This window comes from Haloplanus salinarum, assembly GCF_009762275.1.
GTDB lineage: Archaea > Halobacteriota > Halobacteria > Halobacteriales > Haloferacaceae > Haloplanus > Haloplanus salinarum.
Genome location: NZ_CP034345.1, coordinates 1,371,505 through 1,396,319 on the forward strand (window position 1 = coordinate 1,371,505; position 24,815 = coordinate 1,396,319).

At 52.1% G+C, this 24,815-nt stretch carries 20 protein-coding genes and 5 pseudogenes; 14 read left to right on the forward strand and 11 right to left on the reverse strand.

The window, feature by feature from the left end:
- Window positions 1-28 precede the first annotated feature (28 nt).
- The 5 genes and pseudogenes from EI982_RS08360 (at window position 29) to EI982_RS08380 (ending at window position 5,354) form a co-directional block, all read left to right on the forward strand.
- Entirely contained in the window at window positions 29-1,183 is a 1,155-nt protein-coding gene (locus EI982_RS08360) for a glycosyltransferase family 4 protein (protein ID WP_157689274.1), read from the forward strand.
- Between the two features lie 1,296 nt (window positions 1,184-2,479).
- Window positions 2,480-2,963 (forward strand): annotated as a pseudogene (locus tag EI982_RS08365) (hypothetical protein).
- A gap of 99 nt (window positions 2,964-3,062) precedes the next feature.
- Window positions 3,063-3,685: pseudogene (locus tag EI982_RS08370) on the forward strand (IS6 family transposase); the annotation flags it as partial.
- 52 nt (window positions 3,686-3,737) lie between these two features.
- A pseudogene (locus EI982_RS08375) lies at window positions 3,738-4,738 on the forward strand (IS630 family transposase).
- 124 nt (window positions 4,739-4,862) lie between these two features.
- Window positions 4,863-5,354, forward strand: coding sequence for an acyltransferase (locus tag EI982_RS08380; protein WP_157689275.1), 492 nt, complete (start codon window positions 4,863-4,865; stop codon window positions 5,352-5,354).
- A 15-nt stretch (window positions 5,355-5,369) separates the two neighbouring features.
- On the opposite strand, the gene EI982_RS08385 is transcribed toward EI982_RS08380, so the two are convergent.
- The 3 genes and pseudogenes from EI982_RS08385 to EI982_RS08395 form a co-directional block, all read right to left on the reverse strand.
- The gene (locus tag EI982_RS08385) at window positions 5,370-6,359 is read right to left on the reverse strand and encodes a Gfo/Idh/MocA family protein (RefSeq protein ID WP_199243766.1); all 990 of its coding nucleotides are present in this window, start codon (window positions 6,357-6,359) and stop codon (window positions 5,370-5,372) included.
- 8 nt (window positions 6,360-6,367) lie between these two features.
- Window positions 6,368-7,471 carry a DegT/DnrJ/EryC1/StrS family aminotransferase gene (locus EI982_RS08390; protein ID WP_157689277.1) on the reverse strand — a complete coding sequence of 368 codons (1,104 nt, stop codon included), beginning with the start codon at window positions 7,469-7,471 and terminating at the stop codon, window positions 6,368-6,370.
- A 326-nt stretch (window positions 7,472-7,797) separates the two neighbouring features.
- Window positions 7,798-8,005: pseudogene (locus tag EI982_RS08395) on the reverse strand (ISH3 family transposase); the annotation flags it as partial.
- Window positions 8,006-8,718: 713 nt separating this feature from the next.
- On the opposite strand from EI982_RS08395, the gene aglF reads away from it, so the two are divergent.
- Together aglF and EI982_RS08405 are read left to right on the forward strand one after the other, a co-directional pair.
- Window positions 8,719-9,447, forward strand: coding sequence for a UTP--glucose-1-phosphate uridylyltransferase AglF (aglF, locus tag EI982_RS08400; protein ID WP_157689278.1), 729 nt, complete (start codon window positions 8,719-8,721; stop codon window positions 9,445-9,447).
- 130 nt (window positions 9,448-9,577) lie between these two features.
- The gene (locus EI982_RS08405) at window positions 9,578-10,840 is read left to right on the forward strand and encodes a glycosyltransferase family 61 protein (RefSeq protein ID WP_157689279.1); all 1,263 of its coding nucleotides are present in this window, start codon (window positions 9,578-9,580) and stop codon (window positions 10,838-10,840) included.
- A 402-nt stretch (window positions 10,841-11,242) separates the two neighbouring features.
- Here the strand turns inward: EI982_RS08405 and EI982_RS08410 are convergent, their stop codons facing one another.
- Genes EI982_RS08410 through EI982_RS19025 form a run of 4 tightly spaced genes read right to left on the reverse strand, consistent with a single transcriptional unit; the run spans window position 11,243 to window position 12,859 of the window.
- Window positions 11,243-12,061, reverse strand: a complete 819-nt coding sequence (locus tag EI982_RS08410) for an FkbM family methyltransferase (RefSeq protein WP_157689280.1) — start codon at window positions 12,059-12,061, stop codon at window positions 11,243-11,245.
- Window positions 12,058-12,324: a zinc ribbon domain-containing protein gene (locus tag EI982_RS18340; protein WP_199243767.1), complete on the reverse strand. Its 267-nt coding sequence runs from the start codon at window positions 12,322-12,324 to the stop codon at window positions 12,058-12,060. Before EI982_RS18340 ends, EI982_RS08410 begins: the two co-directional genes overlap by 4 nt.
- Window positions 12,299-12,535: a hypothetical protein gene (locus tag EI982_RS18345; RefSeq protein ID WP_233255311.1), complete on the reverse strand. Its 237-nt coding sequence runs from the start codon at window positions 12,533-12,535 to the stop codon at window positions 12,299-12,301. Before EI982_RS18345 ends, EI982_RS18340 begins: the two co-directional genes overlap by 26 nt.
- A 60-nt stretch (window positions 12,536-12,595) precedes the next feature.
- Window positions 12,596-12,859 carry a transposase gene (locus EI982_RS19025; RefSeq protein WP_157689281.1) on the reverse strand — a complete coding sequence of 88 codons (264 nt, stop codon included), beginning with the start codon at window positions 12,857-12,859 and terminating at the stop codon, window positions 12,596-12,598.
- A gap of 261 nt (window positions 12,860-13,120) precedes the next feature.
- Between EI982_RS19025 and EI982_RS18710 the strand changes: the two are divergent.
- The 5 genes and pseudogenes from EI982_RS18710 to EI982_RS08445 form a co-directional block, all read left to right on the forward strand.
- Window positions 13,121-13,300 (forward strand): annotated as a pseudogene (locus EI982_RS18710) (IS6 family transposase); the annotation flags it as partial.
- A 189-nt stretch (window positions 13,301-13,489) separates the two neighbouring features.
- On the forward strand, window positions 13,490-13,702 hold the full coding sequence (locus EI982_RS08430) for an AF_0619 family ribbon-helix-helix protein (protein WP_157689283.1): 213 nt from the start codon (window positions 13,490-13,492) through the stop codon (window positions 13,700-13,702).
- The gene (locus tag EI982_RS08435; protein ID WP_157689284.1) at window positions 13,702-14,121 is read left to right on the forward strand and encodes a type II toxin-antitoxin system VapC family toxin; all 420 of its coding nucleotides are present in this window, start codon (window positions 13,702-13,704) and stop codon (window positions 14,119-14,121) included. The genes EI982_RS08430 and EI982_RS08435 overlap by 1 nt, the downstream gene beginning before the upstream one ends.
- A gap of 97 nt (window positions 14,122-14,218) precedes the next feature.
- Window positions 14,219-14,518: an AbrB/MazE/SpoVT family DNA-binding domain-containing protein gene (locus EI982_RS08440; protein WP_157689285.1), complete on the forward strand. Its 300-nt coding sequence runs from the start codon at window positions 14,219-14,221 to the stop codon at window positions 14,516-14,518.
- Window positions 14,515-14,955: a PIN domain-containing protein gene (locus tag EI982_RS08445; RefSeq protein WP_157689286.1), complete on the forward strand. Its 441-nt coding sequence runs from the start codon at window positions 14,515-14,517 to the stop codon at window positions 14,953-14,955. Before EI982_RS08440 ends, EI982_RS08445 begins: the two co-directional genes overlap by 4 nt.
- Window positions 14,956-15,225: 270 nt before the next feature.
- Here EI982_RS08445 and EI982_RS18350 read toward each other — a convergent pair whose 3' ends face one another.
- The gene (locus EI982_RS18350; protein WP_199243769.1) at window positions 15,226-15,465 is read right to left on the reverse strand and encodes a toxin-antitoxin system TumE family protein; all 240 of its coding nucleotides are present in this window, start codon (window positions 15,463-15,465) and stop codon (window positions 15,226-15,228) included.
- 225 nt (window positions 15,466-15,690) lie between these two features.
- On the reverse strand, window positions 15,691-16,251 hold the full coding sequence (locus tag EI982_RS19220; RefSeq protein WP_157689287.1) for a DUF7342 family protein: 561 nt from the start codon (window positions 16,249-16,251) through the stop codon (window positions 15,691-15,693).
- 347 nt (window positions 16,252-16,598) lie between these two features.
- Between EI982_RS19220 and EI982_RS08460 the strand changes: the two genes are divergently transcribed.
- Complete coding sequence (locus tag EI982_RS08460) at window positions 16,599-17,813, forward strand: RNA-guided endonuclease InsQ/TnpB family protein (RefSeq protein WP_157689288.1); 1,215 nt, start codon at window positions 16,599-16,601, stop codon at window positions 17,811-17,813.
- 2,102 nt (window positions 17,814-19,915) lie between these two features.
- Window positions 19,916-20,860: a hypothetical protein gene (locus EI982_RS08465; RefSeq protein ID WP_157689289.1), complete on the forward strand. Its 945-nt coding sequence runs from the start codon at window positions 19,916-19,918 to the stop codon at window positions 20,858-20,860.
- A gap of 121 nt (window positions 20,861-20,981) precedes the next feature.
- On the opposite strand, the gene EI982_RS08470 is transcribed toward EI982_RS08465, so the two are convergent.
- Together EI982_RS08470 and EI982_RS08480 are read right to left on the reverse strand one after the other, a co-directional pair.
- A complete protein-coding gene (locus EI982_RS08470; RefSeq protein WP_157689290.1) occupies window positions 20,982-21,332 on the reverse strand; it encodes a hypothetical protein in 351 nt (116 codons plus the stop codon).
- A gap of 629 nt (window positions 21,333-21,961) precedes the next feature.
- On the reverse strand, window positions 21,962-24,271 hold the full coding sequence (locus EI982_RS08480) for a hypothetical protein (RefSeq protein WP_233255313.1): 2,310 nt from the start codon (window positions 24,269-24,271) through the stop codon (window positions 21,962-21,964).
- Between the last annotated feature and the right edge of the window lie 544 nt (window positions 24,272-24,815).

Consider the following 24,815-nt stretch of genomic DNA (forward strand, 5'->3'; position numbering starts at 1 on the left):
TATCTCGCATTTCTACCCACCGGAATCAATGGGTGGCGCCCACCGCTGGCAGCGACTGATTGCCGAATTACCGGATGATGTGGACTGTCGTGTCCTCTGTCCACCGCCGTCATTCCCATACGGTGAGTTCGAATCAACATCGCGTCCGATCACTCGAGAGACGATCGATGGCGTGCCGGTAACACGACTCTGGACAGTCCAACCCAGCGAGGACAGTCGAGCACATCAATCGAATCTGGGACGCATCCTAAACTACGTCATCTTCTCGGTCTTTGCCTCACTATACGTCTTGGTGAATTGGTGGCGATATGACTGTATCGTTACTGTCTCTGCGCCACACACAACCTTTCTTCCGGGAGCGGTCGGGAAGCTACTGGGCTGTTCGTGGATCGTCGATATCTTTGATCTGTGGTTGGATAACGCCGTTGACCTCGGCTATGCCGAGCAAGGAACCCTAGCATATCGGTACGTTTGGACCTTAGAGTGGCTTGCAATCACCAAATCAGATAGTGTGACCGTCATCACGGAGACGATGGCCCACGCATACGTCGAGAAATTCGAGGTCTCACGGGACAAATTCACCCTTGTCCCCTTTGGCGTCGACAGTGAGCTATTCACCCCGGCTCCCGAAACAAGTGAGTCAACCCGTATACTCTACGTTGGGAATATGGGTGATGCACACGCACTCCGGCCGTTCATCGAAGCCTTCCAGCAACTGCCAGCAGCATACACACTCGAACTCGTCGGGGACGGTAAGCGCCGGGCTGAACTCGAAGCCTTCACCGAACAACTGGGTATCACTGATCGAGTCACGTTCGTAGGATATGTTGCGCGAGCGGAAGTCGCCCGCCGCCTCCAAGACTCCGCCTTGAGTATCGTGCCGCTTCAACAGGACTTCCAGCTGGATTACGCACGACCTAATAAACTGCTAGAGAGTATGGCTGTAGGGACGCCGTATGTCGCAAGCAATATTCAAGAGATACGACGTGTGAGCGAGGAATCGGGCGGCGGACTCGCTGTCGCGAACGAACCTGATGCCATCGCCAATGCCATTAAAGAGCTAATGAGCCATCCATCAAGACGGGAAGCGATGGGCAAAGCGGCTGTCTCGTATATTGATACCCACCACCGATGGCCGCTGCTCGGCGAGCGCATTGCAGACTTAATAGACACTGCTTGCTGATCCTACTCACCCTTAATTTCAACACTGTCTCCGATTAGCACATCGACACTCCTACTCGGAATTCCGTGTTTAGATAAGGATGGAACAGACTGACGAAAAAAAACGTAGCAGTGATACAGTTGATGAATCCGCGAACGGTACGCCAGCGAGTTTAGTAACTGTAGAAAGAGTAGGGGAGCAGCCTCCTCAAAGCCCTCTACATGCCATGGAATACCTCATCACGGTTATAACAACAACTGGAGGCACTACGCCGGTTAGTGTGAACACTTTGTCTGAGACGGCTTTGTTGAAATCCTCAGCAGCTGATAGTTTTCACCCCAATCGCTCAGTACAGGGTACATATTTCGCACTCTAGTCAGTAGTGTATTGACACGGGGTTCGTTACAATTACAGCAGTTTCAGACGGGATTCGTTGTAGTGAAGCAGGGGGATAGTACACTTGGATGATGGCCAACTGCTAGGTCCTGTTAGTATGGCCTAATGCTGAATTCGCAGTTCTCATCGATCGGCTGTTTCAGGTACAATTCTGTCTGAAGAATAGGATTTCAACAGAGCCTCTGAGACGTATTCCTCCTCGTGAATCACTGTTCTGTGATCATGATCCATCGTTGAGACTGTAGATCCTCTCTGACCAGACTTCTCCCAACGGCTATGACAGGTCTTCAACCTCTTTGATTACTGGACTATGTTTATCCTCGAATTCCTTTTCTTCATCAGCAGAGGCTAACCAAAGCACGTCGCGGCACGCCGCGGCGAGCATCACCTCATCTCCTTTCTCACCCTTTAGTGCGTCCGACCGCCCTCTGGCAACCCCCGCGAAGAAGCCCGTCCGTAGTGGGTTGCGATCCTTGCAGCCTGAATACACTGCTGAGTTTCATCGACTTGCGGTGGCCGGTCAAGGGTGTGATTGATATACTCCCAGACGATAGAAATCCACGCTGGAACGTAGCTTCTACGTCACAGGTTACCGAGCGAATCGGGTGAAAACTATGATCGAGAAGAGCAGGAATTTGTTTGCAGCTGAGCAACAAATCAGCGTGGAAAACGGAGGTGGGGAGGAACTCTCTGGAAGCGAATTTCCCGTCATAGAACGGCGTTGCAAGGGTATATGTACTCATGAATCCGTCCGCGATATAAAGTACAGTCAAGATCGTTTTACGTTCGGATAACTGTAGCTTGGGGGCATCACTGACGATAGCGTTGAGCGGTTGGACCAAAATTTATAAATTATCATATATAACCTCTGTTAGAGTACTGTCTAATTAGGCAATTTGAGAAGCGAGTAGGTCTTAGAGTTTGGTTGGGACGGCGCTCGCGAGCGTAGCTCAGCGAGGTTTCGTAGCGGATTTCGGAGAATGTTGGGATCGTGAGCGGACAGCGACGTCCGTCAGGGCGTTCGCCGTCCGCCTCCATGCAACCGGTTGTTGGCTCAGAGAGACAGCAGCAATTCTGCGCTCGATTGGCGTAGAACATCCTCATCAAGCGATTTGGCAGTGGGTACATCGATACGACCTCTCAAATGCCGGATTTCTCGTTGATAGCTTTGTCTATCTGATGCCCTCTTTCGAGTAGATTTGAACGGGCATCTCGACTACGGCGACCGAAATCTCATCGAAAAATAATACACACGCTCAAAATTAGGATCGTCCAAATCCATCACCCGTGGGACGGCAATCGGGGTGCCGTCGCCCAGTGGCTTGCACTGTTCGCGTACTGCTATAACTTCCAACAACCACATCAGGCGCTTGATGAGCGAAGGCCAGGTGAAGCCGTTAACTAGACAGCACCTATAATTCCATTCTATTTCAATATTTATATGGTTGGTACTTCGTGTTTAGTTAAGCGTGAAGAGTAAGGCGTGGTGATTTCGTAGTGATCTATGCCAGAAATCACACGCCTAAGTGGGAATAGCGACTGGATTGATTTGGATTTTGTGGAGCGAGAGCGGACAATCGAGCCGGCGATGAAGCTCGGTATTCAGATGCATTTAGTTGGTCTATCACTCTCGAGTACCGTCTCTGCTCTTGATAGTCTGGGTGTCGAATGTTCTCGAAAAGCGGTCCACGATTGGATGCAGAAGGCCGATCTACAGCCAGTCAGCGGGAAGGCTCCGAATCAGTTGCGGTTGACGAAACGGTGATTCGCATCAACGATCAGCAGTTCTGGCTGTACGCCGCCGCGAATCCACAGATCAACGAATTACTCCATCTGCGGCTCTTTTCGACCACTACAATCGGTCTCACCGAACTCTTTCTCAACGAACTACAGAAACACGATGTCGAATCTGCCGTGTTTCTCGTCGATGGCGCCAAATACCTTCAAACAGCACTCCGACGGTCTGGCCTCCGATTTCAGACGGAACGCCATGGAAGTCGGAATGCCATCGAACGTATCTTTCGAGAAGTAAAACGACGAATCTCTTGGCTTTCAAACTATTTTAGTCAAGTCGAACCGGAGACAGCTGAAAACTGGTTGCAGAGTTTCGCTTGCTGGCACAATGCTCAAACTATAGTAACCGTTAGAACTTTTTACTCAGGAATTGTTGCAGTAGCTAGTGAATCATCTCGACGAGATCTCCGTCGAGGAATTGCAAGACGCCCTCGATAACGTGGACGGAAAGAAGCCGACACAAAGACTCTTAGCGGCAATTGCGTACAAAAACGGTGTGACGCAAACTGAGTTAGCCGAGTGGTACGACGTGCAGCGGCGGACGATCTACAGCTGGCTCACGCGACTCGACACCGACGAGTCGCTTGAGCAGGCTGTATCTGATGATAAACGAACTGGGAGAAAACGAAAGCTCTCAGAAATACAGCAAGAGAAATTTGAAGAAACCGTTCACGAACCACCCAGCGAGGTCGGGATCGACGCGCCGGCGTGGACGCCGGCGCTTGCCCAAGACTTTCTCGAAGAAACGTACGGCGTCGAGTATTCAATCCCGAGTTGTCGGCGGTTGCTGAAAGAAGCGGGGTTGAGTTATCAAAAACCGCGTCGTTCAGCCGCCGAAGCTGACGAAACCGAGCAAGAGGAGTTTCACGATGAACTCAAAAAAAGCGGCGGGAGATGGACGCCACCGTAGTCTGTATCGACCAAACCAAGAAATCCGTGCAAGTCGAGCCGCGTGCCGCGTGGTTTCCGCGCGGCACGCGGCCCTCCGTCGAACTCTCTGGCCAACGCGACTGGACGTGTCTGCTGGGCGCGATCACCGAGAACGGTGATCGCTTTTTCTCCCGGTTCACCGAGTACGTCACCGCCGAACACGCGAAATATTTCATTTTAGCATTATGCGAAGAATTCGAAGATAACTTGATTGTCGTTCTAGATTGAGCGCCATATTTCCAGGCGTCGGCCGTCACGGACCTAGCGGCCCGTGACGACCTCGCCTTCGTGACGTTACCGTCGTACTCGCCGGAACTGAACCCTGTTGAGGAGTGCTGGAGACAGCTTCAAGCGTCTCTTAGCAACCGCTTCTTTGACTCACTTGACGAGCTGACGACAGCGATTGATACAGCTCTCGACCAACTCTCAATTCCAAAAGTGAGCAACTATTTCTAATTACTACTATAAACACGAAGGTTTGGTAAGACTGCAAATTTAAGATGAAATATTGAGAGGCACAGGATGGCTGTAGGTTGGTTAAATACGAACGTATAACTCTCATCAGAAAGAAAGCAGGAATATGCAGACTAAGCATATCAAGAATTGTGATATCGGTGAGGGGACAAGAATCGGCGCTTTCGTCTCGATTGAAGACTCTGAAATCGGCTCCAACTGTCGAATTTGGCGGTTCGTCAATATGTATGGTTGTAAAATTGGATCAGGGTGCATGATCGGAAGTTTAACCGAGATTCAGAAAGATGTGGTTATTGGGTCAAAAACACGAATACAATCACATACATTTATTTGTTCAAAAGTCGAAATAAAAGAGGACGTCTTCGTTAGCCACGGTGTTAAGTTTGTTAATGATCGTTATCCTCCAAGTGGCAGTTCAGACGCTTGGGAATCAACAACAATCCATCAAGGGGCCTCATTGGGAACCGGTGCTGTGATCATGCCTGTCGAAATTGGAGAGGGCGCAATGGTTGGAGCAGGTGCTGTCGTTGTTGACGATGTCCCACCGAAGGCGGTTGTAGCAGGTAATCCAGCAGAGATCATCGATTATAGAGAATGACGTAGATTGTCTATTTTATTCAGACAATTGATCCATATTAACAGAAACTGCCTTATTTGTTTGTTCTGATTCAGCAGCTAATTCTAAAAGCGAGACTGTTTCAGCCCCTATTTGCCCATTAGCAAGAGGAGATCGATTTTCTTTGATCGCCGTGAGGAAATCTTCAACTTCCTCCCGAAGAGGCTCTACGTTCCGTGTCTCATGAGTTATCTGACCTTCATCTGTCGCACGATACTCGTCATTTTCACGTTGGACTCGAGTATCATATATTTCGAATTCGGTATCTTTGAGATAATCGAGATAAGCAGATCTCTCCGTGCCGATAATAATAAGTTCTCGTTTCTTCCCAAATACAGGTATCTGCCACGATTCGTTAATAGTCCCGATAGTGTTTTCGTATTTGAGTGTCAGAGTTGCGGTTTCCTCAATATCATCTCGGACCCAAGAACTAGTAGCGCAGAATAGTCGATCAGGATGTTCCCCCAAAAGATAGCGATAAATATCTAGATCGTGAACAGCTAATTGATGTAGGACACCGCTTGATTTACGTGGAACACGGAAAGAGTATCGATTAGTATGGAGGTATTTGATCCGACCAAGTTCTCCCCGGTCAATTCGCTTTTTAACAGCTTGTAACGCAGGATGATATCGGAAAATATGGCCTACTGCGAGGGTCCGGTCGTTTCGGTCCGCCGTATCAACGATTTCCCACGCCGTGTCGCTATGAACCGCTAATGGCTTCTCTACAAGACAATCAACGCCGTTAGAGAGGAGAGAAATGGCTATATCTCGGTGAGTATGCGAGGGAGTAGCGATAACCGCAGCGTCCACTTTTGAAATTAACTCTCGATAGTCCGTGACGAATTCAACCCCGTAGTTGGACGCAAGTTCTGAGACTCGGCCTTCATTAATGTCACAAAATACGACCTTTTCCAAAAGACCATTCTCTTCAAGTTCTACAGCGACTCGGGCGTGGTTCGTCCCCCAATAGCCAGTTCCGATCACTCCGAGCCTCATTGAAAATACCCCTTAACATTTTTGCATACATATCTAATATCTTCCTCACTCAATTGTGGATGCATAGGTAGTGAAACTGTCCGGGAACAGATCTCCTCAGAGATGGGAAGTGAAGTGGTTCCGACTCGATCACGAACCGCTTTATGTTGGTAAACTGCATATTCGTAGTGGATTCCTGTTCCAATCCCGTGTTCATCTAGATGCGCTCTGAACTCTTCTCGATCATTTGCTGGTACCAATATGGGGTAGTGATGATACACGTGAGTTGATTGATCGTACTTTTCTGGAGTGGAAATTTCTTCAACATTTCGAAGTTTTTCATCATATTGTGAGGCAGCGTCTCGGCGGGCCTGTGTCCAATCAGGCAGATGTTTGAGCTGTTTTTGCCCAACCGCTGCCTTAATCTCATCTAATCTGTGATTTAATCCTAGATATGTGTGTTTCCCGTTCTCATTGCGGCCATGATTTCTGAAAGCGCGGATTTCGGTTGTAAACTCTGGATTATTAGTCGTGATCATACCACCATCACCGCCAACAGTCATATTTTTTGTAGGATAAAAAGAAAAACATCCAAGATCGCCAAATGATCCAACTGGTTGACCATTATACGTCGCTCCATGTGCTTGCGCCGCGTCCTCAATAACTGCAAGTTCGTATTCATCCGCAATCTCAAGGATAGAATCTATTTCTGCTGGTTGACCGTGCATGTGTGTAACAACCACTGCTTTTGGATTCTCAACCCTGGTTATGGCTTTATTCAATTGATCAGGATCCATTGTATAACGATCAGGGTCAATATCCACGAATACAGGTTCTGCCCCAAGTTCAAGTACAGGGCTAACTGTTGCGAAGTACGTATGTCCCGGAACGAACACGTGGTCCCCTTCACCAATATTAAGCGCCTTCATTGATAGCAGAAGAGCGGCAGTCCCATTTGAGACACCGACTGCATAGTCGGTCGAACTTAGATTAGCAAATGAATTTTCCAGAGCCTTACATTCTGGGCCCTTCACAAGACGCCCACTCTTAAGTACAGTTTCAGCTTCAGAAATCATTTCTTCATCAATTGTGATGTCCACAAAAGGAACTTCATCTGCCATGGTTAACGACCCGTTCTTAGCAACTTATCATCTTCGGAGGTGGCCAGTCTAGCAAAGCTCTCTTCTAATGAAGATTTAGTGCTTCCCAAAGCCGGTTCGTTGAGGGGTTTGCATGCTAAAGAGAGGTCTAAGCAACCACAGCAAGCAGGTGGTGAAATTAACGAGGATTACCCTTGTTACTTCCCGAATGAGTCGGGAGAGTGTTGCCTGAACGCCACGAAACAGTCATTTTCTGTATTTTTGACGGCCCTCTCGGCTGCCACCGCGGAGTAGATTGGGACAGTTCCAATTCACCGCCTAATGGACAGGCCGTGGGCTGACTCCAGTCAGCCTGCGACCGACGCCTGTGACGCCGACACACCAACCTCCGTTCGTTTTGATCTTCCACCGCCGACGCAACTCCCCTTCCAGCTCATGACGAACCCAATCACAGAATATCTTGAACATGAACTCTTCGGGGTGGTAGCGCCTGTTCCACCGCAGGTGGGCGACAACCGCTCACCTGAGAGCCAGCCACAGGTTCGATGGTACAGCCAGCGGTGGGCCTGTCCGAGAAATCCACGGGTAGAGTACGCCCGTAAGAGCGGGCGAACCGCGAATCATAATATCCCAACGCTTGGGGACCCCCGGCGTAAACGCCGGGGAGGATGTTGGTTGGCCTACTCGCTGGATACTACGACTTCACGGGAATCGGCGACAACAGACAGTCACGAGCCAGTCGATACGAATCCGACGACTTGGCTTTCATCCCCGATGCCCGCGCTACTATCCTTGCTTGCGTTGGTAGCTGGGCTCTTCGTTACTCTCCTGAGTTTGATTGTCTTCAGCTTTGTGTTGCGTCGCCGATTGCAATCGGAAGTACTCTCTTACATGGGCACTTCTGTCGATTGGACTTGCTAGCAGCAATGTTATAATTGCCACCCGAGTGCGGCAGTTGCTGCCTACGTTTGACATAGAGATGATCTAAGAATCCGGTCCAAGCTTGGCGGCTTGAATAGAGTGGCGCTGTGTGGATCGCAAACTGGTAGCGAGCCCTTTGAGGGGGTTCGTACGCGCGGGGTCCGTCGGCCCTCATCGTTGGGAGGATGCCCCTCCGCGAAACTCTTGAGTACTTTGACCGGTTCAGAGTCAAAATGCAATAGAATAGCGAACTGAAAAGCCCTGTACGTATTATCCATCTCGTCGGAATAGACCCCCAAGCGAGCCGGTTCGTTAGACATTTCATGAGTGGAACTAGTCCAAGTAATATGAAAGCAGTTGTACTTGCAGCTGGCGAGGGAACACGGCTCCGGCCACTCACCGAGGACAAGCCCAAGGGGATGGTTGAAGTCGACGGGAAGCCAATCTTAACACACTGTTTTGAACAGCTCGCCGCACTGGGTGCTGACGAACTCGTCGTCGTCGTCGGGTATCGCAAGCAGGAGATCATTGAGTACTACGGCGATGAATTCAAGGACATTCCGATTACGTACACTCATCAGCGTAAACAAAAGGGACTGGCACACGCACTGTTGACAGTCGAAGACCATATCAACGACGAATTTATGCTCATGCTCGGCGACAACATCTTCCAGGCGAACCTCGAGGATGTGGTCCGCCGTCAACAAGAGGAGCGCGCTGATGCCGCATTCCTCGTCGAGGATGTCGACTGGGACGAAGCCAGCCGATATGGCGTCTGCGATACAAATAAGTACGGCGAGGTTACCGACGTGATAGAGAAACCTGAGGATCCTCCCTCAAATCTTGTGATGACTGGTTTCTATACGTTCACTCCTGAAATTTTTCATGCCTGTCATCTCGTACAGCCATCGAACCGCGGTGAGTATGAGATCTCGGAGGCAATCGACCTTCTGATTCAGAGTGGCCGAACGATCGACGCCATCGCGCTTGAGGGGTGGCGCATAGATATTGGCTACCCCGAAGACCGAGAGGAAGCTGAAGCACGACTCGCTGAGGTCAACAACATTATTGATTAGCCTGCCACTCCGCATCGCACGTTGAAGTGGGAGAGTGACTATGCGGTAGCAAGAATTGCTAATGCCGTACAGGCACGAGCTGTCCAGAATATCCGGGCTATTTATTATGAATAAGTACAAGATGCACTCTATGTTTGAATCACGGATTACTGCGGTTGAGAGATTCAGGCGAGCGAGAGAGATTTATCGGGAAGACGGAATACATACGCTGTCCAATAAAACTAAGAGATATTTAGCGAGAAATATTACTGATTCACTTGTAGAGAAGTATGTTATGCCAGATTATCATCAATATTTAATTAGATCTGAGGATTTAAAAAACCAAGCCACTCAAGTATGGGATCTTAACTACAATGGCGGACTAACAATTCAAGAACAGCGGGATTTGATCCCGTTCTCAAATGATAGAAAATTACAATTCCGCAACCTTCCAACGTATACATTTGATGATCCTTTCGTAGCAGAGTTACAAGATGCATACTTAGTTGGTGAAATCCCACTAGCACTCACTACAGAGGGGAAGATAATTAGTGATACAATCTATTTTAATGCAGATTGCAAAGTTGGAAAGAAGCGGATTCAACGGCGGATAAAGAGTGCTATGAATGCTTCACCGCTTCAAATGGGAAAAACACTAAAGACTGACTCAGTTAGATATAATCCACCAAAAATATCAATTGCATCTCTGGTGTATACGTCATATAATAATTTTTGTCTCTGGATGGAGAGAGAATTACCCAAATTAAGAGGAATTGAAAGATATGAAGAGGAAACAGGCGAAAATGTCAAACTAATCATACCCAATTCAGCACCAAAGTATGTCTATGAAGCTCTTGATATATTAGGTCGTGATAATTATATGGAATGGGATGGGGAATCGCTCTCTATCGAGCGGCTGATTGTTCCCTCATATCCCCAACCATATCCTGCAACTCTGAAGTGGTTGCGAAAAAATCTACAGCCAAATGATATGCAATCACCGGTGAATGCAGATTGGATATATATCTCTCGACAACAATCGAAAGGGCGTAAGGTCGTTAATTTTGACGAAATAAATCAGGTGCTGGATGAATTTGGAGTCGAAGAAGTTTCTCTAGAAAACATGAATTTACAAGAACAAATCAGTACATTCCAACAGGTTGATGGCATTATTGGACCTCATGGGGCAGGCCTTGTTGGAATGATCTGGACTAAGAACTTATGCGTTATTGAGATATTCAATGAGATGATTAATGCACCTTTCTATATTCTTGCTCATATTCTTGACCATGACTATGAAGCACTCTTGGGGAAAGGGATTGGTGATATAAGAAGAAATCAAAATATAGTATTAAATAAGTACGAGTTGAGAAGTATATTAAAAGAGTCTGTCGATAATACATCTTCAAAGTAGTTCTTTTCTCTACAGGCTGATTTCTGTCAATTATCTTAGTTTTATATACCATTCGTCTTTACTTGATCCTGGTGATATTTAATCAAAGGCTCTCGCGCAGCATATTGTTGATTTCAGAGCGTTGCTCGGATAGTGGTTTGAGAACGTCTTATCCCGGTCATCCATATAACTCTCGCCGCAGTTGAAACGCCTTGAGAGACTGTGTCAACTTGTCCCCCGCGAACCTGTTGCAGCCGCTGCGGCCGATTCCGAACCAAACATACGTCCTGCGGAATTATTCGTGTTGGGTACCGCGTCGGCGGTGCCCCTGTCCTCTTCGATCCCACAACCACCCCTCAGTAGTATCAACAAGTACCTACGCAACTGTGATGTGGCTACGTTTGTATCATATGGGACCTCAACCTACTTATTACCTTTTATAAACACCTCGCCGCCTCGATTTTCTACTTCTTCAACGGTAAATCCATACTCTCGTAACTGAGATTTAATATCGTCTAAATCTGTATCGAAATCATAAATCGAAGGGCGGCGGTCAACTTTTTTAATGTGAACTTCACAATACACTAATCGACAATCAGAATCAGAGAGCGTGTCTTCTAAGCCATCGATAACGAGAGGTTCTGAACCTTCTACGTCTATCTTTACTATATTAGGGATTGGCAGATTATTTTCTGAAATCAAGTCATCTCCTGTTCTTGTTGGCACTTCTATTGAACTACTTGTATCTGAATCCACAATAGAAGAAGACCCGTACCCAACATCATCTTCAACTGGCTGTTCGAATGAAATCGTTCCATTCGAATCAGAAAGCGCTATTTCATATACTTCAACGTTTGATATACCGTTTTGGGAGATATCTCTCTTTAACAACTCATAATTTGGAGGATATGGTTCAAATGACACCACCATTGAGCAGTTCTTTGCCGCAAATAGTGTATATAATCCGGTATTTGCGCCAATATCATAGAAAACATCGTCTCTATCTAATTCTTGAATTATCTCACCAATTATATTATTTTCGGAGAAGAATCTTGTCTTGTTCCTTTCCACAACCGTCATATCCGGGGCAGAAAACAAAATTTCCGTATTATTAGTAGAGAGGGTGTACCTCTTCTTGAATTTCCAATAGCTGTTCTCGAATAGGTATTTTGAACCCTTACGAACGAGAGAGATCGGGCCTTCCTCTGTTAAAACCCGGTAGGCTCGTGACACCAGACTCATACTCCAGCGTTGACTACGTAACCTGATATAGTTTCACCTCTATAAGATTGGGTTGGGGATTTCGAGGTATCCTCAGTTTCCCCAGACTTATATGAACACTGCTGTGCCATCCAGTCGTTGTCCCCATCTCGCCCGTCACAGGCAAGATTCGGGAGTACCTTCTGTCGGATGTTTTCTGCTCCGGTCACGTCTGCATTGGCGACCAGTCCACACTCCTCACAGACGTGCAGCCCGCGGTCAGCGCGCTGGCTGTCGTCCTTCATGAAGCCCACGATTCAAGATGTCACCTTCGTCTACACGCTCGACGCTGATGTCACGTTCGGCGGCGTTGTATTCCAACATCGCAACGAAGCGGTCGAAGGCCCGCCCGTGCAAGTCGAGATTGCCGTTGTCGCCCCCGTCGGTTCCCTCGCGGATGCCCGACAGGTCACCCACGGCAATCGTCCCGACGTTGGGGGCGGCACACTCAGCCACTACATCCGTCGAGACGGCGTGCAAGAAGTGGTCCCGCTGCCCCCGACGCTTGTGGTCCAGTCATCGTGCTTGGCGGGAGTCGGTGTCGCCGCATTTGGCCCGCTGTTTCTGAAAGTAGTAGTCGTCCTCTTTGAGCGCCCCGCCGGGATACAGCAGGGCTTCGTGACCGATCGTGACGGCGGCGAAATTGCAGATACCGAGGTCGATACCCGCCACCCGATCGCCGGGAGGCTCCGGTTGTGTCTCGACACGACAGACAATGTGCAACTCCCACTCGTCGCCGGTCCAGATGGCCCGGACCTGCTGGACGTTCTGTACGTCCACGTCTGGGTCGACGGCGTACGCACAGAGAACGAAATCCGACCATGATTCTTGCAGGTTCGCACCTTTCGAGAGTCGAATCCGGTCGTGGTCGGAGTCGGGCTTGAAGCTGTCCTCTTTGAACGTGACCGTTGAGCGTGGGTGGTCGTCACCATGCTTACCGTAGGGGCGGGTTCGCTCCTTCGTTACCGTTCGTGCAGTAAGCGTACCACGAGTCGAACGCTTCAGCCAATTCTTCGAGAATTGCCTGACTGGATTGTGCGTTCAAAGTTGTTGCTCGGTGTCGATCTCTTTGATCAACAAGGCATCGATCCACCGACAGAGTTTCTTGAGCAACTCACCGAGAAACACGATCTCTCAAACGCCGAGTTTCTCGTCGACGGCGACAGCTATCTGACTGCAATCTTTCGAGTAGATTTGAGCGGTCATCTGGACTACGTGGACTGAAACCGCATCGAAAAGTAGTTCACTGGCCTGCTATGGAGGACAAGTCGACGGAAAGAGTGGGAGGTGTGACATTACGGATAGTCAAACCAAAGGCAACGATATGGTGTAAGACTAATAATACCGTAGTACATATAATACTCTATGGGAAGTGTCAGTTTTCGTGTCCCCGACGAAGTGAAAGCACGGATGGATGAACACGATGACGTAAACTGGAGTGCAGTGCTCCGTGACCACATCGAGGAGGAACTACAGAGTCTGGAATCGCGGAACCTCGCCCATGCAGTTGCGACCAGCGAGCGATTGAGCGGTGCCATCGACGCCGACAAGGTAGCGACGACGAACACGGCAGAACAGATTCGTGAGTTCCGTGACACCCGATATAGCGAGGAGCGACCCTGATGGCCGATGTCGTCGTCGACACTAGTACTGTCGTCAAGTGGTACATTCCCGAGCAGCATCACGAACAGGCCCGAGCACTTCGTGACGAGTTCCTCAACGGCAAACACGACCTGTGCGCACCGGCGCTCATGCCTTTCGAGGCGGTCAATGCACTCAAGTACAGCGGCCACTACGATGGCGAGCGACTCCACGAAGCCGCAAACTCGCTTGACAACTACGGTATCGAACTCGTTTCGTTTGGATCAGTCGGCTCCATCGCGGAGATCGCGAACACCGTTGACATCACGGCCTACGACGCTGCCTACGTCGCACTCGCCGTCGAACGGGATGCGACAGCCTACACCGCCGATGGGAATCTCTTGCAGGAGTTAGATGGGAGTGAGTATGAGGGCACCGTCGCCCACATCCAGACCTACTGAGCGATGAGTTGCGTTTTCTGCTGCACACAGCCTCTTCCTCCGCAAGTTCAGAAGAGTAATACAAAGATTAAAGTATTACCGAGAATCCTCATTACTCATGAGCGAGTCTGAAGACGGGACGACCGTAACGGTCACCAGCAAGGGGCAAGCAACGATCCCGAAGGAGTTCCGTGACAAACTGCATATTGACACCCCAGGCCGGGTCCGATTCGTCGAGAATGAACAGGGCGAGATCGTGGTTCGCCCGGTCAAGCGTCCGGCTGAGCTTCGAGGCGCACTTGCATCCGAAGATGAGACAGAGCAAGCGCAGTCGGCCATGGAACAGCTTCGTGCCGAACGAGAGCGAGACAAGAACCAGACCGATGAGAAGTACGGACTGTCCCAGCACGATAGATGACGATCGTCTTCGATGCCGAGGCACTGCTTGCCTTTTCCTTTGACGAACCGGGCGCAAGCGAGGTCGAACACTGGCTCGACCGCGTGTACGACGGCGAACGCGACGGATACATCGCCACGATCAATCTCGCGGAATTCCGGTACATCGCCACTCGAAGAGCATCTGTCGAACAGGCTGACGCCCATATTGACGCCCTCCGAGATATGGGCGTGGCCGAATACAACGTCGACCCCCTGTGGGAAACTGCGGCAGACGTGAAAGCCACGTACAGCCCAGCTATCGGAGACGCATACGCCATCGCCGCCGCCAAAGACCTCGACAACAACAGTGATCGGACTGTCATTCTCCTCGTTGGTGCTGACGACGACTATGAGGTGTTCGAGGACAAAGACGGGTATAAGCACCTCATCGAACGCTTTCGTGACGAGGCCGCTTGAACTCCCACCGCTAAAGCGGTGAGTAGCTCAAATCCGCGCAATCAGACGCGCCCAAGCGTTGCCGAATTTGGCGAGGCCCTGCATAGTGCGCCGGAGATCGAGACCATAAAAAGAGGAGACTGGGCGGTAATCCCGGATCGAGCTTGGCGGTTCCCGGTCACCTACGAACGCTGACCGGACCGGCACGCAACGAGTACCCGGAGTCTCATTTTTCGATACCTAGAGAGAGTGAGCCGGTGTCTGCAGCGTACGTCAATCGACCGAGTAGGTTCAACCAGCGTTACCCACGTCGTTGTGGAGCATCTCGACGCGTTCGGTGATACGGTCGAGAACCGTGAACAACACGTCGAGATGGTGGGCGCCAAGCGCTGATGGTTCCGCATCGCCGGCGTCCGGGGGTGGATGAACATGTGTTCTGGGTGCGTCCGTCTTCGGATGGCGGTTCCATCGGCACTGGTATCGAGATGTGCCACGAGTCTCGACGTAATGGACGTAGTAGTCGTTCGTCACGAACCAGTGGATGTCGATCCGTGCGGCGTCAACCGTCGGGATACGCGGTCGAGTCGAGCGAGATCGCGAGCGAGCGCGGCGAGATCGAGTCAGGCTCGAACGCCCACGAATCGACGAGCGGATGTGTTGCGGCCCGTTGACCGAGCGTCCGCATCGTCGTCCGGTCGAGTCGACCACCGACAGGCTCGTCATCCGGGGATGGTTCATCCGACATGTCTTTCGAGGTCAGGCCGACGCATCGAGGTCGCTACCGTCACGTTGCCGATCGGCTGCCCGCGAGACGGCCTGCTGGAGCAGTTCGATATCACGTCGGACCGTGCGCCACCGAGACAGCGACTCGAGTCGATCGTGGACAGCTGCGTGTTCACCGTTCTCGATCCGAGCGACTTCGACAGAATCGGGCGTGGGGACATCGAACGACCGCTGGAGGTCAGCATCCTCTTCGAGGAGCTGATCCAAGCGCTCCCGGAGTTCCGCATAGGTGTGTTCGTCGGCTAGCCGTTCGACGCGTTTCCACTGAAAATACGACTCGTTGCGTCGATACTCCACAGGACGGGTCCCACGTTTATCGATGATTCCCATCTCGACCAGTTGGGTGAGCGCATCTCGAGCCCCGTCAGTAGAGCAATCCGCGCGATCGGCGATTGCGCCCGCATCCATATAGTCTGTGACGCCGGTTATGACGTCGTATACCCGCTGAAACGTGGTTCGCTTGCGTGTCCACTGTTGTCGCGTCTCCTCATGCCCGTCCGACGACGCCGGGTCCCACGTAGAGTCCCCTGACATACGCTCGAAGACGATCTTAACAGATATATGTCTTTGGTAGTAGAAATATATCTATCTCTTCAGTGGGATCGTCCGAGAACGACCGAGGCAGTGACACAGCGAGCAGTCGGACGAACGCCGGTGAATCGCAGATCGTGAGACGTAGTCTGTGCTCACCGGACCTGAGCAACTCGCTCGCCCGTCCCATGTCCTCCGGCATGTTCACGTTCACCTTTCTACAAGCGGGAAACCCCGCCGTTTACGGCGGGGAGGAACGCGACACGGTGAGAAACAACCGCCGTTCGGTGGCCGACCGACTCCCCGCATCAAACGCAACCTGTATGAATGTGAGGTTCTACATATGAAATATGGCGGAGGTGCGTCGCACGGTCGTCGTCAAACTCGATATGGACGACAGCGACGCGACTCTCCTCCACGAAACCGTCGAGGAGTACCTGTGGGCGTGCAACTACGTCGTCCGAGACGCGTGGCAAGACGACTACAAGCCCACCTCGAAAACCAAACTCCACGACCGGACGTACTCCGACGTGCGCGAACAGACACAGCTTCAAGCCAACCTCGTTCAATCCGCACGCAACAAAGCCGCCGAAGCCATCAAGGGCGTCGTTGCCCGTTGGCAAAACGGCAAGAAGGCGTCGCAACCGCACTTCACGACCCCATCCGTCCGATACGACAAACGGAGTGCGACGTTCCACAACGACCGCGTATCCCTCTCCACGGTGAACGGACGTATCGAAGCCGACTACGTCCTTCCACCAGATGGAGACAACCCGCACACGAAGCACCTCCGCGACAACGACTACGAGGTCACGGGTGCGACGCTTCAGTACCGCGACGCGACGGACACCTTTTTTCTCCACATCGGAACGAAGGCCGACGTGGAGTCCGAGATGCCGGACGAAGGCGACGCCGAGAACAGCACAGTCCTCGGCGTGGACCTCGGTATCGAACAGATTGCCGTCACGTCAACCGGGATGTTCTGGAGCGGCGACTACCTCAATCACCGCCGTCGGGAGTACGAGCGGGTCCGTGGCGACCTCCAACGGACAGGCACGGAATCAGCCCATCGAAGTATTGAACGGATGGGCGACCGAGAGACACGGTGGGTCGAAGTTTACCTACACCGTATCTCAAAAGCCATCGTCCAAGAAGCTGTCGCGCACGGGTGCGACCGGATAGCCTTCGAGGAGTTAACGGACATCCGCGACCGGATGCCGGGCGCAAAGAAGTTCCATGCGTGGGCGTTCCATCGCTTGTACGACTACACAGAGTACAAGGCCCAAGCGGAGGGTATCGACGCCACACAGGTAGACCCGGCGTACACGTCCAAGCGGTGTTCGAAGTGCGGGACGACGCTGGACGAGAACCGTCCGTCGCAAGCGAAGTTCTGTTGCCAGAAGTGTGGCTACGAGGTCAACGCAGACTACAACGCGGCGAAGAACATCGGATTTCGGCTACTCCGTGCGGGGCAAAAGTCTCCGCACGGAGGGGCGACACGTCACCTCGCCCTGAAGTCGGGGACGCTGAACGTGAACGGCGGCTACTCGCCTGCCACCCAGTAGGGTCGGCCAGAACGGGAGTCCACCGACAAGCTCCGCCCTTTAGGGCGGAGAAGGTGACACCCCGCTCGGACTAGAACGGAAACCGACAAGCCCACTCCTGAAGGGGTGGGTTAGTGATTGAGAAGTCACACGCCTCGTCGGCAAACATCCGGTCCACACGATGCTTTAGCATCAACGGGAGGCCTCGTGGCTTGGCCACGAGGCGGTTCACAACCACTGCTCAACATCAAACTCATGCGGAGACGTATCGGCAAATGGAAGATCGGGGGATGTCACACCACGGGGCCATCGCCATGTTCAATCTTTGATCTTATCGACTTTCCCCGGTTCATTCTCGCGATTGTTCGATTTCTTTTCGGCATGTTGCCAGAGCGCACGGGCCGCTTCTTTCATTCCGGGAACCTTCCGACTCGTCTGGGGTTCATACAGTTCGCGTTTTAACACCGAGATCGCCTCTGTTTCAGGATGTCACAATCACGGACGGGAATCGTGTTGTCATTGATAAGGATCCGAAAGGCAGCGATGTACCGGTTCCGTTTTCCTCCATCGTCGGTGTAGTCCCAGTCGGACTGATAGTCAGCAAGTTCGTACATGACGACTTCTGTGTCCCTTCGCTCATACCGGATCGTACTGGTGGCAAGGGAGGCACGAAGGACGGATGGCTGCGTGTTCGGCCGTCTGGGACCGACCGTTCGTGAATAATATGTTTCTTAGTTATAGGTCGAGGCGGATTCCGTAACGGACTCACCCGCAATCACCCTGCAAGTGACCTCGAACGTACACCACAGCGGATCTCTTGGGTTTCGGCTTGAATATCTATTAATTCGCCAACGGTAACGAGGGCGCACGGACGAGCGAACACAGCAAGATGAGCGAAGTGGGGTCAAGGGTAGGGTAGTTGAGAGTGAGCTACTCTACAATTCCCTTCTCGCAGTGTTACGTTCCTAATATGAGGGCGAATCGAAGACGAGAGTGGGGGGCGTGTGATCAGAAATGGTCAGAGCAAAGGCAACGAGATAGATAGCCATGAACAGAACGAAGCCAAGGAGCGCAGAGTGAGATGGGAGAGCGGTGAGATAATGAAGGCACCCGGTAAGAGCAGCTGCGGCGATGGTGATTAGGGCCGGATTAGGTGGAGCTGGCCTGTCCCACTCGTGACGTGCTGAACACTGCGGCGTGGAAGAGTCAGGTTGGGAGGCAGATTCGAACTCCGGATGCGCCGCTGAGTAAGCGTCGACAGTCTCTGTACCAGAACTGGTGTCAGGCGTTGCTGTGGCTGGCTCCGACTGAGGGTTGCTACCCACTGAGGAGAGGACTGCACTTGCGTCTCGCGGCGTACCAGTTGATTGGAACCCCCCCTGACGGGGAGACGGCGACCGATAGCAGTTCACCTCCCGAGTGGGAAAGTATCCGCCGACAGCGACGCCACGGGGGGACAGGACAGATCCAGCGAAGGTCCATGCTGGGCCGCAGTCACCAGTCGGTGTCGTAGGTAGATCGGATGGTGGAATAGAGTGGGGCGTGTCGTCAGACGGGCCCGAGTCGGTATCTTGGTCAGGAAGATCGATCATATAATAATATCTCGAAGGGAGTTCTTTGATCGTTATGAGACCGGCGTCAGCAAGCGATTCAGTGATACGGTCGATTTGAGCGGCATAAAAATCTAATTCTGCTTCAAGCTCGCTCCGGTCACATTCGTCGGTGAGAGCCCGAATATCGTTGTCGCACAGATACTTAAGAAGATCATATTCTTCAGAGGTGATTGTGGCATCACCAATCGCGGCTTGCAGTTCATCAGGAAAGTCAGCAAGACCGCTGTCTGTAACAATTATAGTACGTTTGCTCGGCATTATTGTAGCAAAAACTGGGGGCAATAAAAGAAGTTTGGGCAATTGTCGGGTAGTGTTGCGATACGAAATGAGGCGGTCACAAATGAGTGGCTTATGATCTCGTTTGACCGCTTCAGCGGCGATCGTCGTCAGTCCACAGCAATATATAAAAAATATATGAATCTGTCGCTATTTCGAATCGATTTCACGATCACAAAATCAGTTCTAATTATCAACCCGTTCATACTCCCTCTGCCCCGATGAGAGCATGCAATGTGCGATAGGCACACCGACGAGCGACACTCGGGGAATCCCCGCGACGATGTCAGTCTCGTCCACGACACACTCGCCCCCGACGAATCAACCACTGAAGACAGTATCATTACAGAGGCTGGTGCCCGCAAGCCGGGAGAGTTCGGCCGGCGGCTGAAAGCGGCCACCCAGACGGGCTCGACCACGCGCGTGATCGTCCCGAACAAACACGTCGCCAGGGCGGTCCATGAATTCACAAAAAACCCCGTGAAGGCCCAAACCGACAGCGGGGCCGTCCCGTACCGGACCCTATCGGCGCTTCGGACACCTGCTGGCGACCGCCTCGTCCGAGAGACAAGCACACCCCCGGCCACGGTTGAGTTGCCCGCCACCGGAGGGGCCGAACTCACCGTTGGCACGGAGACGCTTCGACTGCCGGGCGGTGAGGCTTCGATCGACGCTGACACCGACCTGCCGGATGGCGTCTTCATCGCAAAGGATGAGGACGGTACGGCTGAAGTGAAACTCAAGGGAGGTAGCAGGAAAACCGTCGCTACCCTCGACTCGGAGGCCGAACTCAGGGCGTCCTATGCCCCCATCCAGGGCTGGTTCAGGCCGGATCGTCTCAGCTACCGGTGCGACATCACGATCCACTACCGGGATCCAGCCGACGGCGACACACTCTGTACCTACACCCAGCCGGAGCGAGAATCGACTGCGGCAACCCGAGCCACGCTGACTGCATTCTTTGAGCAGTTCTCAGTCAGCGTTGAGGATCATCAGCTGGAGAAAGCTGAGTTCCGCAGTCGCTACAGGGCTTGGCTGAACGCCACGAATCAGACGCGCCCAAGCGCTGCCGAATTCGGCGACGCCCTGCATGATGCGCCGGAGATCGAGATCATAAAAAGAGGAGACTGGGTAATCCCGGATCGAGCTTGGCGGTTCCCGGTCACCTACGAACGCTGACCGGACCGGCACGCAACGACGGCCCGGAGCCTTATTTTTTGGACACTTTGAGATATTGAGCTGGCGTCCACAGCGAACACCAACCGACGGAGTAGGTTCAGGCGAGGATAGATATCGTACTTCACAGTATTCGTGGGGGATTAGGGATCAAACTCGGGCAGATCACCACCTGTGAAATCCACATTTCGGAGAGGTCACACGCCTTGTCGGCGAACATGCGGTCCACACGATGCTTTAGAATCGCTCGCAGTTCCGCGGCGTCGTACGGATCGAAGGTCAACTGTTCGCCGGTACGCTCGGTGGGATGGCCGGGCAAGATCCATCCGACTCCGTCGGAGGCAACCTCAACGACACGATCCGAGATGAGAGAACGGACGGGTCGTCCGTCTTCAGCCGTAACACTTCGGGTGCCACGAACCGTGCAGCCCAGCAGGCTGAACACCCTGCCGACCGCTTCGCGGTTGCCTGCCACGTGCAGGTGGGAAGGCCGCTTTGACCCGGCTACACGCGCTGGAAAGCACGCCCTCGGTAACAATTGGGCGGCGACCGTTGACGCTGGTCACGCGAAAGCGTATTTGAGCCGCCGAGGAAACGCGCAACCCTAATATCCCCATCGGGGAATCCCACGGCTTCAGCCGTGGGAGGAGGTCAAGCTCGTTGAGGTCTACGCCGACCACAGATCAAGGATTCTCTGTCATCGGAACCGAATCAGTAAGGTCAATACACAGAACAGCCGGGTCAGGCCACCACTCCGCAACGTACCGCGTTGTAGTCGTATGGTGGTAGTTATGTTGCTGGAGAAACCGCCGACAAGTTATTTCACCGGTATAGCGGGTATCATCTATCTTGTAGGCGAACTCGGTAACCTCCTTAGATGGATCCTCAGTCTCAACGGTTACCGGTCGCACGAAAATCAGATCCAAGTTCGGGTGTGTCCCGAGGCGAACGTACTCTGTATTGGTGAAATGTGGCTGGTACACGCCTGCGTTCAACCGTAGTTCATCGTCCTGAGAGACAGTAACTGTCTTGCCAGCCGAGCTGTTGGGAGCAGTTTGGTCGGTCATTGGAAGGGAGAGTGCAACAGATGATCAGATAGCGATATTAAATATCAGTATCCAAACTATCTGCGGTCTTCGATTTAACTTCACTCCGATCGTCGAGCCCGTAGATCAGCGGCTCCCGGAGCACGTCTTCAGCAGCGATGTTCCAGCGATCGGGGAAGATTGGCTTGGTGTCGAGTCCAGGCAGGTCTGGGGAGACGAGCCCGCGTGGATAGCGGAATGAGACACCAGGATAGCTAGGCTCCATTCCAAATTTCGTTGAGATCCGCTTACGCGGGTAGTAATCTTTTCTGTAGTTTCCGAAGATATTATTGCCCGGATGATCGTGAGTGCTGAGCTGCGCGATCCAGTCTTTGATAAACGGTCGACACTCCCGCTCGAGGATCGGGTCGTCGTTTTCGTGTTCGACGAGGAACGCTTCAAACGCCTGCTGATGGCTTTTTTCGTTTCGGGTAGAGGCTTGTTCGACATCCCACTGTGCGGTCATCTCTTGTTGGACGAGTTCTTTGGTATTAGGATCATAACAGTAGAGCGCCTCCACGAATCGGAGATAACTCAGATCAACCGGCCGATGGCACGGGCGTACTCTGGTGTTTTCGATGTTTGAGTCATCTTCGTATGTCTGGACGGTCTTCCCATATTTGTTTTCGACGACGTAGTGGTCGTCTTCCTTGTAGTATCGCGGGAGATTGAACTCAAATGCCTCGAACGGCTCCGTCGCGTCCCCGCGTGCGAGTATTTTGCCGTCGTGAACGAGCAAAAACTCGGCTTCACAGGTCACCCACCAATTGGATTCAGAGACCCCCTCAGGCAACAGCATCGTTTTGCCATCGACAACGATCGTCCCTGTACCGTTGTGAAGCTGTGTTTTGGTTGGGTCGCGATGTTCCATCGGGACCGCAAGGCTCTTAAGTGCCCACGTGCCGAGCGTATCGAGTGATTCAGTATTCCCGTCATCATCTTTTTGGGCTACTATTACAGAAATGGTCTTATATCCCCAGACAGCCTGCCGGATGAGATTCGTATAGACGCTCGCAGGTTTAGATCTCGTTTGGCATTCGACTTCGACGGCGAAGATTTCGCCATCATCACGACGAACCCACAGATCTGGACGCGATCTCGTATCTTGGACGACGACCCTGACGTCGTACCCTTCGCTTTTGAAGGCAATGGCGACATGTTTGATTGCTTCCCGGTGGGGTTTACTGCCGTCGTTGGCAGTCGCTAGGGCTTGATCAAACTCGCTATCCTCTATTGGTTCATTGACGCCGATTGTCATTTTTTCCGGGAGCAGTTCTTCGGGATCGGCACCGATATCGTCAATATCCAAGCCGATCGCCTGCGGGGCCTTTTGCCAAGGATCGACACCCGGATCGATTGTACCGAGTCCAACGTAGTGTTCGAGATCGACCTCCCGAGCAAGAAGGCTCGTATACGCACAGCGATCCTCAAGCAGATCGGAGGCACCGTACTGACCTCGCTGCATCTTTGTGAACTCCTTTTTGCCGGTGATAAGCGATTGTCCCGCAGTAAAATGCGGGAGCCCGCTCTCCCGATCGGGCATCACTACATCATCATCAAGCCACGAGACGTTATACCCGTCATCAATTACAGCGAGACTCGATGAGACTCCAAGGTCCGCAAATGAGTCAGCAGGGTCGCATTCTCGACCGAACCGAAGACAGCGGGCGTATTCACTTTCGGTGCTGATCTTATATTTCGGATTAAATAAGAAGATCCGAACGGTAACCTGATACTCGTTGCTTTCTGGGAGCTTGCTCGACTGGCGGTATAGCACGTGATAGAGGAACGGTTCTCCGGCAAGATCTTCGAAAAGAGCGTTTGCGTCCGCCTCGGATACTTTTTCGCGACCAGCAGGCTTCTGATTTTTGTCCTCCATCACAAGTCGTGTTCCAAGCGCTGGTGACGACCCGAAAAGTCCCAGCGGGAGTGTACCGATACGTATCTTGAGTGCGTCCGGCAACTCAATACTCAGTGTCTCATAGACCGTTTGTAGCGGCTCTGGAAGCGGTTCACCGTCTGCTCCGCTGGGTTGTACACTCTTCTGTGTCGTCGATTGGACCGTCGAGTTGTATGCACGAAAAGCGTACATCAGCCCGTCAGCGACGGGCCAGGTAAACTGTTGAACGTCGTCAACCTCGTTTCGATCTTGCGCGAAGATGTCTGCAAGTGCGATCGTGCCTTTCGTTGGCCCGGACTCGAAGGTACTTTCCATCGACGCGGGGACTTTGACGAAAACGACCCTCTCGCGGTCGAATTTGGTCTCCTCAACGGGCGGTTGACGAATACCGATTCCGAGATGGGAGTCCGAATCGTCGGTTGTTGCCATGGGTGTGTGCGTGGTGAGTGGTGAGTAGTGTTTCGCGAGCCGTTCGCGACATATTGTTGGCCACCCCATCGCTGACTTGATCCGCTCGGGCGGCGTCACTTCAGTCCAGCTGGCAGGGGGAGACTCACAGACGTTTGTCAGGGGAGTGTCTGTCTTGCTGAGAGGCCCTACGTCGCGGGATGGCTATGTCGCTCAGTCGATAGTTTTTGGTTGACTTTCATCGTGGTAATTGGAGGGGCATATAATACAAATTGTTAGAGTTAGCAATTCTATCGCGTATTTCCGGGGAGAATTCGGAAGTTCAAGAACAAAGACAGCTCATCCCAGATACATCGATCCAAAAAAGACAATAGTTGTACTCGCTATCTTGCCACAGAGCCAGTTTGTTCGGGCCCTCAGGTTCGACTCACTCATGCCGAACATTCGACTGAGAGTCCAGCTGCACTCCATCGTGAGCATGTTGAGAGAGACCTCAGCAGGATCCGTGAGCAACCTCAGTTCGGCCCCAGAAGGGGAACAAATGTTCACCAAGACAGGATTGGAA